Source organism: Bacillus sp. PK5-006 (assembly GCF_054161415.1).
Genome location: NZ_CP096414.1, coordinates 208,552 through 221,911 on the forward strand (window position 1 = coordinate 208,552; position 13,360 = coordinate 221,911).

Here is a 13,360-nt window from a genome sequence, read left to right on the forward strand (position 1 = left end):
AGAAGGCTGTCGAGATTTTCTCGACAGCCTTCTTGTTATTGATAAACGGGATAGCCCGTCATTTTGATATCTTTTCCGAGTGGTTCCACGGTGAGTTGATCCAGTTCAATGGCATCACTCATGAGGCGTATGCCTTCGCCTCCGAAAAAGGAAGGGGAAAGTCGTCCGCCAATGAGCTTAGGCGCCATATAGATGACCAATTTATCTACAAGCTGCTGTTCTAAGAACGAGGCGTTAATCTGGCCGCCGCCTTCAATCATGAGAGAGGAGATATTTTTTTCTCCCAGCACTTGAAGCACTTCCTGCAGGGGAACCCGCGTGTCGCTGTCTGTCATGAAGACTCGAACGCCAGCTGCTTCTAAGGCCGCTCGTTTTTCCTCATCGGCTTGCTTTGTTGTAAAAATCCATGTAGGTGCCATCTGATCGGTGACGATCTTTGCTGTCAGTGGTGTTGACAGCTTTGAGTCTAAGACAATTCGAATCGGATTGTTTCCATTTGGAATCCGCGCAGTTAATGAAGGATCATCGTGAATGACGGTTTGAGCACCGACCAAAATCGCATCATTGATACTGCGGATATGGTGAGCATCATAACGGGATGTCTCAGATGTAATCCACTTGCTGTCAGACGTGGAAGAGGCGATTTTCCCATCTAAGGTAATGCCCGCTTTGAGCGTCACAAAAGGTGTTTTTTTCGTAATAAAGTGATTAAATACTTCATTCATCAGAATGGATTCCTGTTCAAGTACGCCCGTGATGACTTGGATACCCGCGTCTTGTAAAATGGCAATCCCGCGGCCAGCGACAAGCGGGTTTGGATCAAGTGCCGCCACGACAACGGTTTCGACGCCGGCTTTCACAAGTGCTTCCGCGCAAGGGCCTGTGCGCCCATGATGGGAGCAAGGCTCAAGGGTCACATAAATCGTGGCTCCTTTTGCCTTGTCCCCGGCCATGTTAAGTGCATGAATTTCAGCATGCGGTTCACCGGCTTTCATATGAGCACCGACTCCAACAATTTCATTCTCTCGCACAATCACAGCCCCGACGAGCGGATTCGGAGATGTCTGACCTTTCATTGCCCGTGCATTATCAAGGGCTAGCTTCATATATCGCTCATGATGTGGCAATCGTACGCACCTCTTGCTCCGCCTTCATGTGACCTGAGCGGTTGATTTTTGTCTGCAAGTATTTTTCGTTAAATTCAGAGACATCTCCCCAAAGCGGAATGCGTCCAGAAAGAGATAAACCTGCATGGCTGATCGCATCTGTCTTTTTCGGGTTATTGGTAATGAGTCTGACCGGCTTTGTACGAAGTGTTTGAAGAACGGCAATGGCTTCTTCGTATTGACGTGTGTCATCTTCAAAACCAAGTGCTTCGTTCGCTTCTACTGTATCGTAGCCGTTTTCTTGAAGAATATAAGCCATGGCTTTACTGAAAAGACCAATGCCGCGGCCTTCATGATTGGCTAAGTAAAACAGGGCTCCTGCTCCATTGTCCTCAATCATTCGCATAGACTGCTTCAATTGGAATCCACAGTCGCAGCGCTTGCTTCCAAAAATATCGCCAGTGTGGCAAATGGAATGCATGCGGATAAGAGCTTCGTCAGCGTGCTCAAAATCTCCATATACAAGAACGCTTGACTGCTGATGATCAGCAAGCTGGCGGGACGAGAGGCTTTCAATTAAAGCTTCGTCTGACAATGGCTCTTTTCCATCATCTTTTAACCATGAATACCAATTAAACATGACAGTTCTGCCGTCTAAATTCACTGGCAGTTTAATGGGTCCAGTGATATATATATACCCGTCTTCTTGCTGTACTCGTTTGATTTTATCTTTTAATATGGCTGTTTTAAGCTCTGTGTGTTTGTCCATATTCTGCACCTTCTTTTTAGTCTGTTTCTTCAATCTGTAAACGAACGAGAACGCCAAATGGATCAACAAATTCGCTGCTTTTTCCTGTCGTGTTGACTTGAGTGCCTGCTTTTGTCAGGCGTTCGATGACGGATTGTCTGTCTGCTTCTTCTGGGAAAACCAGTGTATAGCTTCTAATTCCTGAGAAACGTGGATCAATGGCTCCTTTTCGTCCGCGTCCCCATGCATTAAAGGCAAGGTGGTGGTGGTATACACCAGCGGCGATAAATAGGCTTGCTGGTGGAGCCATTCGGATATGAAAACCGAGCGTATGGACATAAAAAGGATCTGCTTCTTCTGGGTTGAGATGGAAATGCAAGTGTCCCATCACTGTGCCCGCAGGGAGTCCTTCCCATGTGGTATCAGCGGCTTCCTGCAGGAGACCATCTCCATCAAGCGGTGAATTTCCGCCACCTTTCAGTTCTCCATGCTCACCTACCCAAATGTCCTGAGGACGGTCAGCATAAATTTCTACGCCAATGCCGTCAGGATCACTTAAATAAATGGCTTCACTGAAAAAGTGATCGCTTGCTCCAATTAAAGGATAGCCTTTTTTGATCACATGTGCCAGCCATGTGCCCAGGTTTTTTCTGGTAGGTAATAAAACAGCAAAATGATAAAGTCCTGGCTCATGATCAGGCTTTTCTTTGAGCTGTGCATCTTCTTTTAACAAAAGAATCGGTTCCTTTGCATTGCTGCCAAGTGTCACCGTGGAATCGGTCTTTTCTAATATAGTAAATCCTAAAATGTCTGTATAAAAAGGTAAAGAACGATCAAAGCTGGACACATGTAATTCTGTCACACCCAGCCTTAGCTGCTCAATTGTCTTCAAGCTCGGTCATCTCCTTCATGATATATGCATCGGCATGTTCAAATGTTTTTGAAAATCTATAAAAAATAAATACCTTGTTACTTTTAGTAACTAAACTATATAATAGTTAGTGACTTATTTCAAGTAATTAATTATGTTATAATGAAAAAAAGAGAAAAAAGCAGGAGGGAGTAAGATATGGCTCAAGTAGATGGCTGCCCAATTACAGATGCCATGGAGATTCTAGGCAAGAAGTGGGTCATTCTCATCATCAATCAGCTTCTGACAGGGCCTAAGCGTTTTTGTCAGCTTGAAAATGAAATGAACATCAGCGGAAGATTACTATCAGAAAGGCTGAAGGATTTAGAAGCTGAGGGACTTGTTGAGAAAAAAGTATATCCCGACATTCCAGTGCGGATTGAATACGAATTAACGGTGCAAGGGAAGAAAATTGAACCGATTATTCGTGAAATGTATGCTTGGTCTTTAGAGCGTAAAAACAGCAAAATGGAGGAACATGTTCCTTCTTAATCCATTTCGATCAGTGTGTCTGATCGAAATTTTTTTGTGTGATTTTCCAGAAAACTAAGACAATAGTATGAAAAATGATATTGACAATTATTTCACCCATTATATAATATCAAGGAGAAGAGGGTTCTTTTCCCTGTAATGGAATGGAGGTTATGCCATGGTATTATGAATGGGACAGATTGCCTAAAACTCTTATCAATCCATCATTTAGAAGCAGACATCTTTGACTTTAGGAAGCAAAGATTTATTTTTTCAACTCAATTGATAATGATTATCATAATCATCTATAAGTGTGTTCCAGCACTTATGAAGGTTATTTTTTTTATTGTCTATTGAGAATAATTATCAATATCATTTAGGAGGGCTCACATGAAAGTCATTCGTTCAACATCACCCGTATTATTATTCCTTAGTTTTGTTCTATTATTTGCTCTAGCTCCTGTTAGCTCAGCCTCAGCAGCTGGCTTAGCAGATGGTCAATATTCAGCGCAAAATGTGGTTTGGAAGGCTGATAGCGATTCGACTTCAACAGCGAATACGTATTTCGAAAAACCAGCCAAGCTTGTCGTAAAGGATGGAAAAATCAAAGCGCATGTCACGTTAACGAATAGCTCTTGGATTACAAGCTTTAAGACGCTCGATCAAGGTGTCTACAAAGATGCGAAGGTGATTAGTACAAATACAGCTGCGAATAAGAGGACAGTAGAATTCAATGTGAACAGCCTGACTGAGGTCGTACCAGCAAAAGTGAGTGTGACTGTACCGGCTATCGGATATACAGGCAATTACGACATTCGTCTCAAGTTTGATGCGGCATCTGTTCAATAGAAAGGGAGGAAATTCGCTTGATGAAAAAAAGAATGAGGCTGTCAGTCTTCATGGCGGTTTTTTTACTGGCACTTATGCTGCCTTTTTCAAACGCACAGGCTGCCGCATTAAAGGATGGTACATACTCCGTCAATTATACAGTGCTGAAAGCTGAAGGAAATGCGGTCTCAATGGCAAATGATTACTGGCTGAAGCCAGCAAAAGTGATAGTGAAAAATGGGAACCTGACAGTGCAAATGACGATTAAAAATAGCAGCTGGGTAACGGAATTTAAAGTACCAGGAAATGGCGGCTATGTCGATACAACCGTTCTCTCAACAAAAAAAAAAGCCAATACAAGGCTCGTTCAGTTCCAGGCTCAAAGCTTGTCTAAACCAATCACGTCAAAAATTCATGTCACTGTGAAATCTGCTGATTATGATCATGATTACACCATTCAGCTGAAATTTGATGAAAGCAGCATCAAGTCACTTTCGTCTAACAGTGCAAATCAATCAGCGGGTGCAGCAGAAAGTCAGCAGCCATCAAAAGAATCAACGAACAAAGCTGATTCATCCACAACGAAACAAGAAGAAAATCCTCAAACTGGTGATACAAGCCAAATAGGGTGGCTCCTTGTGCTTGTCTTATGTTCAGGCGGGTTTTTAGCAAGAAAGTGGATCATCAAGCATTAACGGAAGGAAGTGTCACCATTTGAAACGTCTTTTTCATCTAAAGGCAGCCATTCTGCTCGTTTTATTCAGTTTGTTGACTGCGTTTCAGATTCCTCAAGGAACAGCTCAAGCGGCATCATTCGTTGATGGTGAATACACAGTCGGATTCACCATTTTAAAAAACGGCAGCACAGAAGCGTCCATGATGGATACCTATACAGAAAAGCCAGCTAAGCTGATTGTGGAAAATGGCAAGAAAACAGCCTATGTCACACTGAAGCAAAGCAAAGAAATAACAGATTTCAAGGTCGAACAAAATGGTGCTCTCGTTACCACTGAAACGGTCAGTGAGGACGAAACAGCCAATACACGTGTGATCAAATTTAATGTCGACGACTTATCAGCGAAATTAAACGGCTGGGTGAAAATTTACTGGGATTTAGGCGGCTTTATTTATGACGAAGCATATGACGTACAGCTTGCATTTGATCAAAGCAGCCTAACACTCGTTACGCCTGCAAAACCAGACGATAATGAAACAAAGCCAGATGACCAAAACGGTACAAAGCCAGACGATAACGAAACAAAGCCGGATGACCAAAACGGTACAAAGCCAGACGATAACGAAACAAAACCAGATGACCAAAACGGTACAAAACCAGACGATCAACCGACAACACCAGGCAATAACAATGGCACAAAACCAGATGATTCTGCGCAAAATCAATTAAAAGATGGCGTATATCGTATTAATTACAGTGTGCTAAAAGGGGATACGGATGAGGCATCTCGAATGAGTGATTACTTCTCACACCCTGCATCCTTAACTGTCAAAAATGGAAAGCAAACCATTTCCTTTACGGTGAAGGACCATAAGTCTGTCGCTTCTTTAAAAACAGAGAAAAACGGTTCTTATCAAGAAGCCAAAACAGTCAGCAAGGATGAAGCAAAGAATACAAGAGTGGTTTCATTTGATGTAGATGATTTGAAAAACGAGGTCAAAGGAAAAGTACACATTGTAGTAGCAGCCGCTAACTATGACCAAACCTACGATATTCGTTTTCAATTTGATTCAAAGAGTATCGCTCCAGTGAAGGACGGGCAGGTGGTAGAGGAAGAAAAACCAGCTGCACCAGAAACACCAAAGCCAAACACACCAACAACAGAAACAAATAACGGCGGAGCAAATCAAGAGACGGCTCAGCTAAAAGATGGTGTATACAAGCTTCCTTTCTCAATGAAGAAAGCAGACAAGGATGAGCTTTCTCGCATGAACGATTACGTCGTGAGTCCTGCGACACTGGTTGTAAAAAATGGCCGCCATTTCGTTTCATATACAGTGAAGAACAGCTCAGCCATCACGTCATTCCAAGTAGGAACAGGCGGAAAGTTTGAAGAGACTCTTGTTGCGAAAACAGATGAAAAAGCAGATACACGTGTTATTCAATATGAAGCAAAAAGTTTAAGTGGAGCTCAGGCTGCACGCGTAAAGATTGATATTCCAGCTGCAAACTACCATGAGCAGTACGATGTCAAACTTGTCTATGACACAAAAGGAATCGCTCCTGGTGAGGGAAGCGGAATTTCAACGGTCATTGGAGACGATGAGAGTATCGGCTTTGTCAAAAATCCAAATGATCACGATTCTCAAATAAATCAACTTGAGAATGCAGCACCTGAGGAAACGGGTGCGGAGCAGATGACATTTACGCCATTAGATGATCAAACCAAATCTGAGTCTGGACAGCTGAATCCGAAAACGGGAGATACCTCTCTTCTTTGGGTGTATATTCTTTTATTCGGCGCTTCGTTATTCGTACTCGTTAGAAAATATCAAACACGGACAAGATAGTTCGTTTTATTTTAAGTGAGATGCGCCTTTTACCTCGGCGCATCCACTCTCTTTTTTCGAAAGGGGGCTTCTGTTTTTGAAGCATCGAATATTATGTACCCTGATCGCTGCCTTGAGTGTGTGCGTGATTTTATCGGGTTGCTCACAGTCAGATGAAAGCTCAGTAAAAGGCAAAAAAAGCGCTGAATCAAATGAGCGCATTGTGGCAACGACTGTAGCTGCTGCGGAGATCATGGATGCTTTAGAGGTGGATCTTGTCGGGGTGCCAACAAGTCAAAAATCCTTGCCAGCTCGTTACAAAGGACTGCCGGAAGTCGGTAACCCAATGAGCCCGGACATGGAAATCATCCAATCACTTCAACCGACAGATGTCCTGTCTGTCACAACCCTTCAATATGATTTAGAGACACCCTTTCAGCAAGCAGGTGTCCCTGCTACATACTTAAATCTTGAGAGCATGTCCAACATGGAGAAGGCCATCACGAAGCTTGGAGATCAGTATGACAGAAAGAAGCAGGCTGAACGCATTGTGTCTGAGTTTGAGCAAAAAAAGAAAGACATTCAAGAGAGGACGAAAGGAAAACGCAAGCCGTCCGTTCTGATTTTGCTTGGTGTGCCAGGCAGTTATTTGGTGGCGACAGAGAATTCATATATTGGTGATCTTGTGCGTATCGCAGGAGGAAAGAACATTGTGGAAGGCGAGAAAATGGAGTATTTGGAATCCAATACGGAGTATTTACAAAAAGCCAATCCAGATATCATTCTCCGAGCCGCACATGGGATGCCCGATGAAGTCGTCAAAATGTTTGATCAAGAATTTAAAACAAATGACATCTGGAAACATTTTAATGCGGTCAAACAAGACCGGGTGTATGACCTCGAAGAAAGCTTATTCGGGACAACAGGCAATTTAAAGGCAGCAGAAGCATTAGATGCATTGACTCGTATGTTGTATCCGTCATAAGCGGCGAATCTTAATGATAAAAGGACGTTCAAGATGAAAAAAACAGGGATTTTATTTCTGATAGTCAGTCTCTTACTGGTCTGCGTGTTTATTTATTCAGCCATTACTGGGAGCATTCATGTCACCCCAATTGAATTATTAGAAGGGCTCATCACCGGTCAACATGCACAGGTAGAAATCATTAAAGATTTGAGAATTCCCCGCATGCTTATCGCGATGTTTACAGGGGCCGCCTTATCTGTCTCCGGTGTACTGCTGCAGTCGGTCATGAGGAATCCGTTAGCTGATGCCGGCGTCATTGGCATTTCATCAGGAGCCAGCTTCTTTTCATTAATGGCGATTACAGCGCTTCCTCAATTTTATTTCTACTCTCCTTTATTTTCGGTATTAGGCGGAGCTATTGCATGTTTCCTCGTGTATGTTCTGTCTTGGAAGGGTGGTTTAAGCCCGATCCGCATGATCTTGGTTGGGATCGCCATCAATGCCATGTTTACTGGAATGGCTGAAGCATTTGTGACCATTTGCAGCTATTTCAATATCACGATTAATCAGTCGGGACAGTCGAATCTCACGATGAAAACGTGGGGAGATGTCCGTTTAATCGGTGTCTATGGTGTCGCCGGCCTTGTCGTTGCACTCTTCTTCAGCAGGTGGTGCAACCTGCTGGCTCTTCAGGACAAGACAGCGAAAAATTTAGGATTGCGTGTGACCAGAATGCGCCTTTTGATTTCCATCACAGCCGTTTTACTTGCGGCGGTGACAGCTGCAGTAGCGGGCGTGATCGCCTTTGTCGGCTTGCTCATTCCGCACATTTCAAGAAGGCTTGTCGGCTCGGATCACCGGGTACTGATTCCATTTTCTGCGTTAAGCGGGGCTTTGCTTATTTTGACGGCTGATACGCTTGGCAGGACGCTTGTGGCGCCAAATGAGATTCCTGCTTCTACGATCATGGCCGTGATTGGCGGGCCGTTTCTGATCTTTTTATTAAGAAGGGGGGACCGTCTCCATGGACATTCGTGAGGTGTCATTCTCATATGACCAGCAGAAGGACATCGTTCAATCAGTCACAACAAAGATTGAAAAGGGGAAAATCACAACCATTATCGGTCCAAATGGCTCGGGAAAATCCACACTGCTTTCCTTAATGGCGAATAATCATTGTCCAAATAAAGGGCAAATTCACTTAGACGGGCAAACGCTGAATACGTTCAAGCCAAAGGAGCTGGCAAAAAAGCTCGCTGTCGTCCATCAGCAAAATGAAGCGCCGCTTGATTTAACGATCGAACGGGTCGTGGCATTCGGCAGAACGCCGTACCAGACGATGCGCGGAGGAGACAAGGAAGAGGATGAGAGAGCGATAGAGTGGGCGCTGTCCAGTACAAAGCTAACAGACAAACGAAAGGTGCCGCTCGCCTCACTGTCAGGTGGAGAGCGGCAGCGTGTATGGATTGCGATGGCACTTGCGCAAAAAACACCGATCCTTTTCTTAGATGAACCGACAACTTATTTGGATATTTATTATCAATTTGACATTCTTGAGCTGATCCGTGAACTGAATGCCGTTCATGGATTAACGATTGTCATGGTGCTGCACGACATGAATCAGGCTGTCCGCTACAGCGATATCATCATAGCGATGAAGGATGGACAGGTTATCAGTGAAGGCCAGCCAAACGATGTGTTAACAGAGGAAAACGTGCGTCACATTTATGATGTGTCCGTCACGATTAGACAGGATGCAGAAACAGGGATGTACATCGTGCCTGTTGGTATATAAGCTGGGCAAAAAGCAGGTGAGACAGTGTGAAACGAGGAAAACGGCTTTGGCAGCGGATGCTGACGATCGTTTGTTTAGGCGTATTGATTTATAGCGGGACAGCCATCGGCTTCGAACTTTTCGGTTATTATCAAAATCGCCAGGTGCTTGCAAAGGCACAGACGATGTATGGATATGAAGAAGATATGACTGAAAAACGGGAGCAGGGAAAGATCCGTTCGTCATTTGATGAGCTGCGGAAGGTGAATGAGGACATTGTCGGCTGGATCAATATGAAAGACACGATGATTCAGTATCCGATTGTTCAATCTCACGATAATGCGTTCTACTTAACTCGCAATTATTTAAAAAACGACACCCGGGCAGGCAGTATCTTTATGGATTATCGTAATGATGTCCTGCATGAAAGCCCAAATACAGTGGTGTATGGCCATCGGATGAGGGATGGATCCATGTTCGCTGGACTCACAAACTATCTAAAAAAAGATTTCTTCCAAGAGCACCGGACATTTCAGTACGATACGCTGTATCAAAGCTATGAAGCGGAGATTTTTGCTTTGTATGAAACGACGGTTGACTTTGACTATATTCAAACCGATTTTCAAGATCTTGGCGAATATGCGCACTACTTGCAAGCTGTGCGGAAGAAATCAATCTATCAAACGAAGACAGACGTGTCCACAGATGACCTCATCCTCACCTTATCGACCTGTGATCATGTGCTAGCACCTAAAAGCGGGCGTCTCGTGGTACAGGCAAAGCTAAAGAAAGTTTACTAGAAAAGGAGAGACAGACGGTTGAAATTTTCATATGTGATCTTGGCGGGACTCGTCTTGATGCTTCTCCTTGGCGGATGCAGTCAGGCGGCACCTGTAGAGAAAGGGAGCGGGCAAGGAGCGCTGAAGATAAAGGATTTTACCGGAAGAACGCTGTCGTTTGATGAATCCCCTCAGCGTATTGTCGCATTGTCGACTGGGGACATGAGTATTTTGTATGCTTTAGGCGGTGAGGCGGTCGGCCGGCCAACCGCCGAGTTACCAGACAGCTTACAAAAAGCAAAATCCGTACAAACGATTGGCACAACGCATCAATTTGATGTAGAGCTGATTACAAGCTTAAAGCCTGATGTGGTGCTTGGAAATGAACAATTAAACAGCAAGGACATCTCTACAATAGAAGGAATTGGTTCACAGATGCTTTTGACAAGCGCCAATTCAGTGAAGGACATCCAGCGTCAAATCTCGTTATTTGGGGAGTTGCTTGGGAAGCAGCAAAAGGCTAAAGCACTCAATGATCAAATTGATGAGCGGAAAAAGCAAGTCAAGCAGCCTAAGAAAAAAGTGAAAACACTCGTTGTGTACGGTGCACCCGGCACATATATGGCGGCACTTCCTCAATCCTTGAGCGGGGATTTGCTGCACATCGCTGGGGGTGCAAACATTGCTGAGAATGAACCGGCACTCGAAAAATTTCCTCAATACGCCCAAATCAATGCTGAAAAGGTAATCGAAGCCGATCCCGATCTCATTCTGCTCATGACACACAGCAATCCTGAAGATGTGAAAGCGGGCTTTATGAGTGAAATGAAACAGAATGCAGCATGGCACGATGTATCAGCTGTCAAAAATGGCCGCGTGGAGATTCTGCCCAGTGATTTATTCGGGACGAATCCAGGCGCAGACGTCATCAAGGCGATTGATGAATTAGAGAAAAGATTGAAGCGATTGTCATCATGAAGGTGAATGCAGAGTTAGATTTTCAAAAAAGACAGTCGAGACGAAGATGGCTTATACCGGGACTGCTTTTCTCGCTAGGTGTGGGCATATGTCTAGGGCTTGCATTAGGTTCTGTTCAATTATCGCTGCCAGATTTGATCGCTGCTTTGACGGGATCAGGCCAGCCAGTCCATGAAAAAATCGTCATGGATTTACGCCTGCCGCGCGTTCTCATAGGTTTCATCGTCGGGGCCTGTCTCGCAGCATCAGGGGCAATTTTACAAGGAGTCGTCCGAAATCCACTCGCTGACCCCGGGATCATCGGTGTGACTGCCGGCGGTGGGTTAGCGGCTGTACTCAGCATGATTGTGTTTCCTCAATTCACATATCTGCTTCCAGCGGCTGCCTTCCTTGGCGCTTTATTAGCGGCACTTGTTGTGTATATTTTGTCATTTGATCAAGGGGTTTCACCGCTGAAATTGATTCTGGCGGGTGTGGCAGTTAATGCCCTGCTTGGTGCAGTCATGAATGGGTTTATGGTGCTTTATAGTGAGCGTGTGCAGGCTGTTCTGCCTTTTTTATCAGGAGGATTAAATGGACGGAGCTGGCATCATCTGAGCTTTGTGTCACCTTATGCGATTGCTGGATTGTGTCTTTGTTTTTTTGCGATCAAGCCGGCAAATCTTCTTTTGCTAGGTGATGAGTCAGCGCAGCTGCTAGGCCTTAGAGTCGAGCGAACCCGATTTTTCTTAATTGCACTGGCGGCGCTTTTGGCGGGTGCAGCTGTAAGCGTGAGCGGTTTAATTGGATTTGTCGGTCTTGTCGTCCCTCATTTTATCCGCCTTTTAATTGGAGATGACTACCGTTACCTGCTGCCGATCTCAATGTTTGGCGGCGGCGTACTTGTGGTCTTTGCTGATACAGCAGCACGGGTATGGTTTACACCGGTTGAACTGCCTGTTGGTATTCTGCTTGCCTGTATTGGTGCACCTTTCTTCCTCTATTTATTAAAAAAGAAAGGGAGGGGTTAAGTTGGATGTGATTGCGATGGATGACGTGAGCCTCAGTCAAGGAGGCTTTCGGCTGTCGTCTATTTCAGCAGCTGTGCCTAAAGGAAGTGTAACAGGAATTATTGGACCGAATGGGTCAGGGAAGTCGACGTTTATTAAAGCGGCTGCACGTCTTACGTCGATTGAAAGCGGCATGATTTATATTCACGATATACCGCAAAAAGAAATGACAGCACAGGAGATTGCACAGGAAATCGCTGTTCTGATGCAGACGAGAACGGCCATCCCATCGATGACAGTACGTGAGCTGGTTGCACTTGGACGAAGTCCGCATCGTTCGATCTGGAAAAAGAGCTCGAAAACAGATCAGGAAGCGATAGAGTGGGCACTTGATGTGACAAATAGCCGCGTGAATGAAAACAGGATGCTGCATACATTGTCAGGCGGAGAGAGGCAGAAGGCGTATATTGCCATGGCACTGGCTCAGAAGACAGAGACGATTATTCTGGATGAGCCTACCACTTACTTAGATATTGCGCATCAGCTTGATTTACTGGAGCTGCTCAAACAGCTGAATGAAACGCATGGGATCACCATTTTAATGGTTCTTCATGACCTGCAGCAGGCAGCAAAATATTGTGACCGCCTGATTGCAATGAAGCGTGGTCAGGTTTACCAAATAGGGACACCAAAGGAAGTATTAACAGAAAACTTTTTCAAAGAGGTCTTTGGGATTCAGGCAGAGGTTCACCTAGATGGAGAGCATCCGCTCATTATCCCAATCGCTTCGATCCAACAACAAAAGGGAGATGAATCAAACATGATCATTGTAAACAACCAGGTTAGAGTAGAAAAAGGCAGTGCAGACCACCTCGTCAAGCGTTTTAACAAGCAGGGACAAGTAGAATTCATGGAAGGATTTTTAGGCATGGAAGTCTGGGTCACACAGCAGACAACCGATTACGATGAAGTGACTATTCATACACGCTGGAATCGAAAAGAAGACTTTGTGAACTGGACAAAATCTCAGGCATTTGGAGATGCACACGCTCACGGAAAAGCGAAACCTGAAGGCCTATTAAAAAACAAAATTACGTACTATGAAGTCCAAGTGACAAGACCTGCTTTACAGAAAAAAGCTTAAAATAGAAACACAGCGCTGCGGCCCACATGCAGCGCTCTTTTTTTGCATTTTTTTATTTTCCGTCACATATTGTTGACAAAGTATTCAAATAACTGACACAATACCAACCAATTTTTAGGTAAAATTTACTTTATTTTTGAAGCGTATGGGTGTAAAGTACA

General features: G+C 44.4%; 14 protein-coding genes. 11 read left to right on the forward strand and 3 right to left on the reverse strand.

Translation table 11 applies throughout. The annotated features are described in order from the left end of the window. Positions 1-35 precede the first annotated feature (35 nt). From ribD to M1D84_RS01015, 3 genes are read right to left on the reverse strand one after another with little or no spacing between them, the layout of a single operon-like run. Positions 36-1,127 carry a bifunctional diaminohydroxyphosphoribosylaminopyrimidine deaminase/5-amino-6-(5-phosphoribosylamino)uracil reductase RibD gene (ribD, locus tag M1D84_RS01005; RefSeq protein ID WP_151862762.1) on the reverse strand — a complete coding sequence of 364 codons (1,092 nt, stop codon included), beginning with the start codon at positions 1,125-1,127 and terminating at the stop codon, positions 36-38. Continuing rightward, on the reverse strand, positions 1,114-1,875 hold the full coding sequence (locus tag M1D84_RS01010) for a GTP cyclohydrolase II (protein ID WP_024427515.1): 762 nt from the start codon (positions 1,873-1,875) through the stop codon (positions 1,114-1,116). Before M1D84_RS01010 ends, ribD begins: the two co-directional genes overlap by 14 nt. A 16-nt stretch (positions 1,876-1,891) precedes the next feature. Further along, a complete protein-coding gene (locus tag M1D84_RS01015) occupies positions 1,892-2,746 on the reverse strand; it encodes a VOC family protein (RefSeq protein ID WP_103131789.1) in 855 nt (284 codons plus the stop codon). A gap of 177 nt (positions 2,747-2,923) precedes the next feature. Here M1D84_RS01015 and M1D84_RS01020 point away from each other — a divergent pair, with 177 nt between their 5' ends. From M1D84_RS01020 to isdG, 11 genes are all read left to right on the forward strand, one after another. Then, positions 2,924-3,256, forward strand: a complete 333-nt coding sequence (locus tag M1D84_RS01020) for a winged helix-turn-helix transcriptional regulator (RefSeq protein ID WP_025093788.1) — start codon at positions 2,924-2,926, stop codon at positions 3,254-3,256. A gap of 369 nt (positions 3,257-3,625) precedes the next feature. Next, positions 3,626-4,084 (forward strand): NEAT domain-containing protein, encoded by a 459-nt coding sequence (locus tag M1D84_RS01025; protein ID WP_458106375.1) that lies wholly within the window; start codon positions 3,626-3,628, stop codon positions 4,082-4,084. A 20-nt stretch (positions 4,085-4,104) separates the two neighbouring features. Next, complete coding sequence (gene isdC, locus M1D84_RS01030; RefSeq protein ID WP_103131848.1) at positions 4,105-4,758, forward strand: heme uptake protein IsdC; 654 nt, start codon at positions 4,105-4,107, stop codon at positions 4,756-4,758. Between the two features lie 19 nt (positions 4,759-4,777). After that, complete coding sequence (locus M1D84_RS01035; protein WP_044334341.1) at positions 4,778-6,589, forward strand: NEAT domain-containing protein; 1,812 nt, start codon at positions 4,778-4,780, stop codon at positions 6,587-6,589. A 76-nt stretch (positions 6,590-6,665) separates the two neighbouring features. Beyond that, the gene (gene isdE / locus M1D84_RS01040) at positions 6,666-7,553 is read left to right on the forward strand and encodes a heme ABC transporter substrate-binding protein IsdE (RefSeq protein WP_044334339.1); all 888 of its coding nucleotides are present in this window, start codon (positions 6,666-6,668) and stop codon (positions 7,551-7,553) included. Between the two features lie 33 nt (positions 7,554-7,586). After that, positions 7,587-8,573 carry a FecCD family ABC transporter permease gene (locus tag M1D84_RS01045; RefSeq protein ID WP_024427509.1) on the forward strand — a complete coding sequence of 329 codons (987 nt, stop codon included), beginning with the start codon at positions 7,587-7,589 and terminating at the stop codon, positions 8,571-8,573. Beyond that, positions 8,560-9,330, forward strand: coding sequence for an ABC transporter ATP-binding protein (locus M1D84_RS01050; protein ID WP_024423886.1), 771 nt, complete (start codon positions 8,560-8,562; stop codon positions 9,328-9,330). Before M1D84_RS01045 ends, M1D84_RS01050 begins: the two co-directional genes overlap by 14 nt. Positions 9,331-9,356: 26 nt before the next feature. Further along, positions 9,357-10,109: a class B sortase gene (srtB, locus tag M1D84_RS01055; protein ID WP_332285121.1), complete on the forward strand. Its 753-nt coding sequence runs from the start codon at positions 9,357-9,359 to the stop codon at positions 10,107-10,109. An 18-nt stretch (positions 10,110-10,127) separates the two neighbouring features. Next, a complete protein-coding gene (locus M1D84_RS01060) occupies positions 10,128-11,066 on the forward strand; it encodes an ABC transporter substrate-binding protein (RefSeq protein WP_332285120.1) in 939 nt (312 codons plus the stop codon). After that, positions 11,063-12,076: a FecCD family ABC transporter permease gene (locus M1D84_RS01065; RefSeq protein WP_151039664.1), complete on the forward strand. Its 1,014-nt coding sequence runs from the start codon at positions 11,063-11,065 to the stop codon at positions 12,074-12,076. The genes M1D84_RS01060 and M1D84_RS01065 overlap by 4 nt, the downstream gene beginning before the upstream one ends. A gap of 7 nt (positions 12,077-12,083) precedes the next feature. Further along, a complete protein-coding gene (gene isdG / locus M1D84_RS01070) occupies positions 12,084-13,199 on the forward strand; it encodes a heme oxygenase (protein ID WP_269196480.1) in 1,116 nt (371 codons plus the stop codon). Positions 13,200-13,360 lie beyond the last annotated feature (161 nt).

What these genes read in the sequence shown, in the direction of transcription:
- M1D84_RS01065 (WP_151039664.1), top strand. Translation starts at nt 11,063, where the DNA reads ATGAAGGTGAATGCAGAGTTAGATTTTCAAAAAAGACAGTCGAGACGA.
- M1D84_RS01010 (WP_024427515.1), bottom strand. Translation starts at nt 1,875, where the DNA reads ATGGACAAACACACAGAGCTTAAAACAGCCATATTAAAAGATAAAATC.
- M1D84_RS01025 (WP_458106375.1), top strand. Translation starts at nt 3,626, where the DNA reads ATGAAAGTCATTCGTTCAACATCACCCGTATTATTATTCCTTAGTTTT.
- M1D84_RS01045 (WP_024427509.1), top strand. Translation starts at nt 7,587, where the DNA reads ATGAAAAAAACAGGGATTTTATTTCTGATAGTCAGTCTCTTACTGGTC.
- M1D84_RS01020 (WP_025093788.1), top strand. Translation starts at nt 2,924, where the DNA reads ATGGCTCAAGTAGATGGCTGCCCAATTACAGATGCCATGGAGATTCTA.
- M1D84_RS01050 (WP_024423886.1), top strand. Translation starts at nt 8,560, where the DNA reads ATGGACATTCGTGAGGTGTCATTCTCATATGACCAGCAGAAGGACATC.
- isdC (WP_103131848.1), top strand. Translation starts at nt 4,105, where the DNA reads ATGAAAAAAAGAATGAGGCTGTCAGTCTTCATGGCGGTTTTTTTACTG.